Source organism: Nocardia sp. NPDC057455 (assembly GCF_042802775.1).
Taxonomy (GTDB): domain Bacteria; phylum Actinomycetota; class Actinomycetes; order Mycobacteriales; family Mycobacteriaceae; genus Nocardia.
Window position 1 is genome coordinate 1 of the sequence record NZ_JBHVDM010000185.1, and the last position, 3193, is coordinate 3193.

At 71.1% G+C, this 3193-nt stretch carries 3 protein-coding genes; 1 reads left to right on the top strand and 2 read right to left on the bottom strand.

Annotated features, from left to right (window positions below):
- Window positions 1-98: 98 nt before the first annotated feature.
- Both ACFU5M_RS34235 and ACFU5M_RS34240 read right to left on the bottom strand, forming a co-directional pair.
- Window positions 99-599, bottom strand: coding sequence for a hypothetical protein (locus ACFU5M_RS34235; RefSeq protein ID WP_379055732.1), 501 nt, complete (start codon window positions 597-599; stop codon window positions 99-101).
- A gap of 194 nt (window positions 600-793) precedes the next feature.
- Window positions 794-2116 carry a DNA polymerase IV gene (locus ACFU5M_RS34240; protein WP_379055736.1) on the bottom strand — a complete coding sequence of 441 codons (1323 nt, stop codon included), beginning with the start codon at window positions 2114-2116 and terminating at the stop codon, window positions 794-796.
- Between the two features lie 399 nt (window positions 2117-2515).
- Between ACFU5M_RS34240 and ACFU5M_RS34245 the strand changes: the two genes are divergently transcribed.
- A partial coding sequence (locus ACFU5M_RS34245) for a sugar phosphate nucleotidyltransferase (RefSeq protein ID WP_379055734.1) occupies window positions 2516-3193 on the top strand: 678 nt, incomplete at its 3' end.

Sequence of the window (3193 nt, forward strand, 5' to 3'; positions counted from 1 at the left end):
CCCCGGGCAGCGTCCGGTGCCGCCGCGCTTCCGATGCAACCCCGGGGGGCCGGTCGCCGCGACGAACCCCGGCGACCGGCCCGGCCGGTCGTGCGAACTCAGGCGCAGGCCGCCGACTGCTGGCCGAGGTTGGTCAGCATGGTGCAGGCCCACGCCTTCTGGATCTTCCACTTGCCGTTGTCGGCGACGAACGGCACGTCGACGATGTTCTCCTGGCCGTTGAGGATGAACTTGGCCTTCGCGTTCACACTGTCACCGAACGAGGTGACGTCGGTGACCTCGATCTTCACGTCGGCGCCTGCCGCGGCCTGGGACAGGCGATCCGGCAGCGTCGGATCGGCTTCGGCGCCCTGGACGTTGTCCAGCTTCTCGGAGGCGGGCACCGACGGGTCCAGCGCACGGGAGAGGGCGGTGTTCAGCTCCGCGGGGGTCGGGACCGGCGGCAGGTTCGCGCTCGCGGTCGCCGACGCCTTGGCGCTGGTCGACGTCTTGGCGGCGGGCTTGCTGTCCTTGTCGTCGCCACCGCAGGCGGTCAGGCCAAGCGCGGCGACGATGGCCAGCCCGGCGATCGCGATGCGTCCAGTCTTACGAAGCTTCAACTGCTCGTCCTTTGCGTTCGAGAGGTCCGTGTCGTGTTCCACCTTGACAGCCGCCACCCGAACCGGCGGCGCTGCACGAGGTCCCAGGCTACCGGCACCGGGCGGCGCCGCCGAAGATCCACACGGACCGACGATGGTCGTCGGCAGCGAACGTACGCGCCCGGCCGGGCGATGTCGAGCCGCGGGCCCGGCGGTCAGAGCAGGCTGCCCAGCGGATCGGCCCGGGTCAGCTCGGCGTCGGCGGCGGCGAAGGTACGCGCGGGACCCGGCCCCGTGGAACGGGTTTCGAAGCGCACGGTCACCACACCGAGCCCGGCGCCCTGCACCCAGCCGTGGCCGTGCTCGGGATGCGTCACGTCCATGCCGGGATGCCAGACCGCCACGGGCGGTGCGGGGTTCGCGATATGCGAGGCTGCGCCGAGTTCCGCGGAGCGCGCCGGTTCGGCCGCGACGATCTCGGCGGCCGGGCCGCGATCCAGTTCGGGGAACAGCGACTCCTGGCGGACCGTCGACAGGCCGCCGTAGCCGACGCCGACGAGACGGATCGGGCCCAGTTCCCGCGGGTCGAGCGCCGAACGTTGCGCGGCGGCGGCGAGAGTGGCCAGGTCCTCGGTGGCGTAGGGCAGAGTGAAGGAGCGGGTGACGATGCTCATATCGGACTTCCTCAGTTTGAGCACAACTGTGCGCGCCGCGCGCCCGTCGCCGGTCAGGCGACGGTGCGCCGCCGCGGCCATGGCCTCGATGGCCGGGCGCAGTTGCTCGAGGCTGACGATGTCGGTCTCGTAGGTGGTCTCGGCGCTGATCTGCTTCGCCTCGGTGCGTTCGGTGACCGGACGGTCATCGATGCCGCGCGCCAGCCGGTGCAGCGCGGCGCCCACACTGCCACCGAGAATCGACATCGCCTCCGATTCCGGCAGGGCGGCGAAAGCGCCCACCGTCTCGATACCGAGCGAACGCAATCTGCCCTCCGCGACCGGCCCGATCCCCCACAACTTGCGCACCGGCAGCCCCGCCAGCAGCCGCGGCTGCTCGACCGGCGAGATCACCCGCACCCCATCGGGTTTGGCCAAGCCGGAGGCGATCTTGGCCAGTTGCTTTCCGGTGCCCGCGCCCACCGACGCGGTCAGCCCGGTCCGTTCGCGCACCACCGCGCGCAATTCCTCGCAGAACGCGTGCACCCGCGCGACCGTCACACCGGCCAGCTCGGCGGGCTCGCCGAACGCCTCGTCGTACGACAGCGTCTCCAGCACCGGGATCCGGCTGCGCAGCGCGTCGAAGACCTGCCCGCTGACCACGCTGTAGACCGCCCCGCGCGGCGGCACCACCACGGCGGTGGCACCGACCAGCCTGCGGGCCTGGTGCATCGGCATCGCCGACCGGGCGCCGAAGACCCGCGCCTCGTAACTGGCTCCGGCGACGACCCCGCGGCCACCGGTTCCGCCGACCAGCACCGGCCTGCCACGCAACGTCGGCCTGGTCAGCTGTTCGACCGAGGCGAAGAACGCGTCCATATCCATATGCAGAACCCAGCGGCGGGCGGCGCTGTCCGCGTCGGCGAGCGCCGGGAGAGGCCCCGGGCTCGCCGAGCCGACGCCGCGCGTTGTCCCGATCCCGGTCGACGGCGCGGCCGCGCGCTCGACGCTCGGTTTCTCGGTACGCACGGGTGCAATGTACGCCCGCCCACCGACAGCTCGGGACCGGCGGTGACGCTGTCGGATGGCTGTGCGCTAGCTGCCGGTTACCTGTCGGTATCGGAGCTTCCCGTGTCTCGTCTCCGGGTGGCCTTCCGTCCCGTCGCAGGGGCCTTGATCTGCCGTTTTCCACGCCGGATCGTGTACTCGACAGTCCTGAAATAAGCGCCGACGTGCCGCGGGGACGGAGCTTGGCGCACGGTCCGATATGTGATGATCGGACTCATGAATATCCGCAAGGCCGTCATCCCGGCCGCAGGTATCGGCTCCCGTCTGCTCCCGCTGACCAAGGCCATCCCCAAGGAGATGCTGCCGGTCGGCGACAAGCCGGTGATCGAGCACACCGTCCGCGAGCTGGTCGCTTCGGGCATCACCGACATCACCATCGTGGTCAGCGGCGGGAAATCATTGATCCAGGACCACTTCCGCCCCAACCCGGCGCTGGTGGCCCAGCTGCGCGCGGACGGCAAGACCGCCTTCGCCGACGCGGTCGAGGAGGTCGGCGAGCTGTCCCGGCTCGGCCACATCACCTACCTCGACCAGCACGGGCCGTACGGCAACGGCACCCCGGTGCTCAACGCCGCCCGCAATCTCGGCGACGAGCCGATGCTGGTGCTGTGGCCGGACGACGTGTTCGTCGCCGAGGTCCCGCGCGCCCAGCAGCTCATCGACGCCTACGAGGCCACCGGCGCGCCGGTCCTCGCGTTGATGCCGATGGATCCCGCCGAGTCGCAGCGCTACGGCGTGCCGGTGGTCGCCGACGATCAGGGCAACGGCCTGCTGCGCATCACCGGACTGCGGGAGAAGCCGAAGCCGAAGGACGCGCCGTCGTCGTTCGCCGCGATCGGCGGCTACGTCGTCACCCCCGGCATCATCGAGGAGCTGCGCAGGCAGACCGAAGCC

What these genes read in the sequence shown, in the direction of transcription:
- ACFU5M_RS34240 (WP_379055736.1), bottom strand. Translation starts at nt 2,116, where the DNA reads ATGGATATGGACGCGTTCTTCGCCTCGGTCGAACAGCTGACCAGGCCG.